The organism is Promineifilum sp. (SeqCode) (assembly GCF_041918635.1).
Lineage (GTDB): Bacteria > Chloroflexota > Anaerolineae > Promineifilales > Promineifilaceae > Promineifilum.
Window position 1 is genome coordinate 1 of sequence record NZ_JAYRVJ010000448.1, and the last position, 3,310, is coordinate 3,310.

2 pseudogenes are annotated in these 3,310 nt (G+C 69.4%); both read right to left on the reverse strand.

The window, feature by feature from the left end:
• A pseudogene (locus ACE3UY_RS13755) lies at positions 1 to 998 on the reverse strand (hypothetical protein); the annotation flags it as partial.
• A 107-nt stretch (positions 999 to 1,105) separates the two neighbouring features.
• Positions 1,106 to 3,310 (reverse strand): annotated as a pseudogene (locus ACE3UY_RS13760) (hypothetical protein); the annotation flags it as partial.

The following is a 3,310-nucleotide window of genomic DNA, read 5'->3' on the forward strand; positions in this document are numbered from 1 at the left end:
GCCGCCAGGGCCAGGTTGAAGGCGGCGATCTGGGTGCAGCGCAGGTCCAGCTCCAGCATGTGGACGTTGTCGCGGATGACCGCGTCGCCCGCCTCGGCCGCGCTCAGCCCCTCCGCCTCCATGCGCATCCGCCGCAGCATGTCGAACGCCGCCACCAGGAAGTGGCCCGACCCGCCGCAGGGGTCGATCATCGTCACCGCGGCCGCGCGGTCGGGCCAGCCGTCGAACGTCCCCGCCGCGGGGGTTCCGTCTTCTTTGTAGCGCAGATAGTCAAAGGTCTTGTTCAGCGGGCTGTCGGGCCGCCGCGCCGCCCACCACGCCCCCAGCGTGTTCTCCAGCAGGAAGCGCACCATGTACTCCTCGGTGAACAGCTGCGTCACCGGGGCGATGTCGGCCCCGCCGATCTTGCGCTCGCTGGCGTTGACCTCCTTCTTCCTGGCGCTCTGCCAGAACTGGTACGACCAGCCCAGGCCGTCGTCGCTGATGAAGACGGCGCGCGGCAGGCCGGCGACGATCTGCTCCAGCCGCCGCCACCCCTCGGGGGCGAAGCGCACGGCCAGGGCGGGGTCGCCGCCGCGGAAGATGCCGGGCAGCATGGCCGCGGCGTAGCGGGTGGCGACCGCCCACAGGTCTTCAGCCCCCTCCTCCTGGGCCAGCTCGGCGCACTCGGCCAGGGTGACGGCCACGCCGTCGGGGTGCATCAGCAGCCCGTTCTCGGCCAGGAAGCGGGCGAAGAGCATGCGGTGCCACTGCTCATAGGCGATCTCCTCCACCAGCAGCGCGCGGCCGGCGGCCGCGTCCCCTTGCCCCAACTGGCGCGCCCGGGCGCGCAACGCCCGGCGCAGCGCCCGCTGCGGCTCGCTCAGGCTGTCGAACGGTTTGTCCCGTTCGACGGCCAGGGTGGTCAGGGCGGCGCGGGCGGCCGTCTCGGCCGTCTGCCGGGCGCGGATCACTTCTTTTTCGAAGAGGGAGCGTGTCTCAGCCGCTAGTGCAGGCATGTGTCCTCATGGGCGGAAGCATCCACAGATTACACAGATTCATCAGAGCCAAATCTGTGTAATCTGTGGATGTTTTCTCTATCAGTGGCAACGTCCATTTGAGCCAGCTAGATCACAACCGGCTTGCCGTCCGCGATGTGGGCCAGAATCTCGTCGCGCAGGGCGGCGACGTAGGCCTCGGCCTCCGCCGCCGTGCGCAGCGTGGTGGACGGGGGGCGCACCCGCACCGCCTGGGGGGCGATGCGCCGCGCCGCTTCCTCGCGCGTCCGGTCAATACGCCCCGGAATGGCTTCCAGCTCCATCCCCCAGGCGGCCAGCGGCTTGGCATTCAGCGCCGCCAACAGCTTCTCGTCGGTGCCGATATCCGGGTGATCGATAGGCCCCAGATGGTTTTGGTGGAAGATGTCCTTCCACTGCTCATCGGGCAACTGGGCCCACTCGTCTGTGGCCTCTATCGCGCTGAGTTCGCGCTGCCGCGCGTCTTCAACCGCCTGTCGCGCTTTCTGGGCCGCCTCGCGCAAGGCGGCCGAGACCTTTTCCAGCAACGGCTTAACCGGGTCCATTTCCTCCAGCAGCGCCCGCTGTTGGCGAATGGCCGCCGCCTGCGGCCCCACTTGCTGGGCCACGGGCAGGTCTCTGGCCTGCTGCAGCAGTTCGTTCAGCAGCCGCCAGCGCTTCAGCCGCTCCTCTTTGCGGTCAGTCAGGGCCTTCCAGTCGCGGTAGTCGGCCAGCAACCTGTCGCGCGCCTCATAGACCCGCACCAGTTGCTCGTTGCCGCCCAGGGCTTGCAGCGCCTCGATGGCCGCCGTGTCCGGGGGCAGGGGCAGCGGCTCCGGCCCGGCTACGTCGGCGGCCAGGTCGCGCAACCGTTGCAGGGCGCGTTGCACGCCGGCCGCCTCTTCGTCGGGCCTGACGCTCAGTCCCAGCTCCTGGATCAGCTTGCGCAGGCCGATCTTTTGCGTCGTCGTCAGGATGAAGGTTTCGCTGGTGAAGGTGGTGACGCCGATCTGGGATTGCGGGATCTGTTTGGCCGTCACCGGCGCGCCGGCTTTGTCCCTGGCGCTGACCAGGCCGGCGTTGAGCAGGGTCAGCAGAATGCCGTCCACGGCGTCCTTCGGCCAGCCGTAGCCGGCGCCGGTGAACTGGTTGCGCAGGTCGCTGCCCTTGCTGCCCGAGGCGCTGATGCGGGTCAGGATCTGTTTCGCCGCCGGATAATCGGCCGGATCGCCGCTATGCTTGACCGCTTCCAGCGCGCCGGCATTCCCCTGGCCGGCGCGGCTGACCACCAGATTCCAGCCGGGGACGTCGGTCGTGGCGAATTCGGCGAAGAGCCGCACCAGGGCATCTTCGGCCGCCTTCTGGACCGCCTCGGCCAGCGTCGCCCCCACCACTTCATTGCCGCCGCCCTGATAGACGCGGGCGTCGCTCAGGATGGCGTGGACGATTTCATCCACCCGGCGGGCTTCGAGTTCGCGCCGGGTCTCCATCGCCTTGCGCGCTTCCAGGCCCTCCGGCGTGGTCTGCTGGCCGGGGCGGGCGGCTAGCGTGTCTGTGGCCGCGGCCACACCGGCCAGGGCGTCGGTCAGCGCCGGGGATTGCAGCCGCGGCAACAGCACGAAAATCGTGGGGTTTTCGGCGCCGGCCGCCTGGGCATCCTCCCGCACCGTCTTTTCGGTGACTGACCACTCATCCCGAACCCAGACCGGCACGTCGGTGGTGATGGCCGGCGGCGCCTCCTGGGCAAATGAGAAGTCGAAATCGCGCGGCGTCTTGTAGTGGCCCTGGATCAGTTTGACGCCCTTGAGGGCCTTGTCCACCGCCTGGCGCAGCGCGGCCGAGCGATCGCCGGCGATGCGGGTGGCGTCGTTGCGAATGGAGCCGAAGCGCCGCGTGAAGTCGCTTTGCCACTCGGCGCTCTCCCGCGTCTGCAGCCGGAACTCCCCCTCGACCGCCATCAGGACGCCCTGGCCGGCCAGTTCGTCCAGCAGGCGCGTCACTTGCTGGCGCAGCCCGGCGCTGCCCTGGGGCAGGTCCTCGACCAGCAGATCGGCCAGGGTCGTGGCGTCGGCCCGCAGGCCGGTGGCCGCCGCGCCGCTGGCCGGCAGCCGCCCGATCAGGAAGATGGTCGCGCATAACCGGGCGCGCAAGGCCCCTTCGGCCGTGCCGTCATGCTGTTGCTCGATGATGACGGCCAGGTCGTTGAGCAGCACGCCGCTCTGCAACATGGCCGGCTTCTGCTGTTCGTAGATGAAGTCGCCGCCGACAACAGTGCCGACCGGTTTCTCGGCCACCGCCCGCGCCGCTTCGTGCAC